Raw genomic sequence first — 762 nt, 5'->3', positions numbered from 1 at the left:
TGGTAGCTACGTTCATTACGACCGCAAATTAGATGCAAAACTTGCCGGTGCTATTATGAGCGTGAATGCGTTTAAAGGTGCTGAAATCGGAATTGGTTTTGAAGCGGCAAGACAGCCGGGAAGTAAAGTGCACGATGAAATTTTATGGGATGAAGAAAAAGGATACACGAGAAATACGAATAATGCCGGCGGTTTAGAAGGCGGTATGACAACAGGTATGCCAATTGTCGTAAGAGGAGTAATGAAGCCAATTCCTACATTATATAAACCGTTAGCAAGCGTAGATATTGATACGAAAGAAGCGTTCCAAGCGAGTATTGAGAGATCTGATAGCTGTGCAGTACCAGCAGCAGGTGTTGTAGCTGAAGCTGTCGTTGCATGGGAACTTGCCGGTGCACTAGTCGAGCAATTCGGAAAAGATCGCATGGAATTACTAAAACAAAATATTTCGCAACATAACAAATACGCAAAAGAATTTTAATGAAAAGGTGGATTTAACATGCGAGTAAAAGATCAACTATCATCATTACAACCGTATAAACCAGGTAAATCACCAGAGCAAATGAAAGAAGTATACGGGAATCATTCATTTGTTAAGTTAGCATCAAATGAAAATCCATTTGGCTGTTCACCTCGTGTTTTAGGAGAATTACAAAAATCGTGGGAGGAACATGCTTTATATCCTGACGGAGGTGCTGAAGTACTCCGTCAAACTATTGCAGAGAAATTACAAGTTCAAATGGAACAAGTGCTTTGTGGTAG

The 762-nt window shown here is 40.3% G+C and carries 1 protein-coding gene and 1 pseudogene; both read left to right on the top strand.

Annotated elements, in window-relative coordinates:
- A partial coding sequence (locus tag AC1DJR_RS32180; protein ID WP_477004490.1) for a chorismate synthase occupies positions 1–481 on the top strand: 481 nt, incomplete at its 5' end.
- An 18-nt stretch (positions 482–499) separates the two neighbouring features.
- A pseudogene (locus AC1DJR_RS32175) lies at positions 500–762 on the top strand (histidinol-phosphate transaminase); the annotation flags it as partial.

The sequence above is a fragment of the Bacillus sp. 05T31 genome (assembly GCF_056396725.1).
This window is presented reverse-complemented; position numbering and strand designations above follow the sequence as displayed.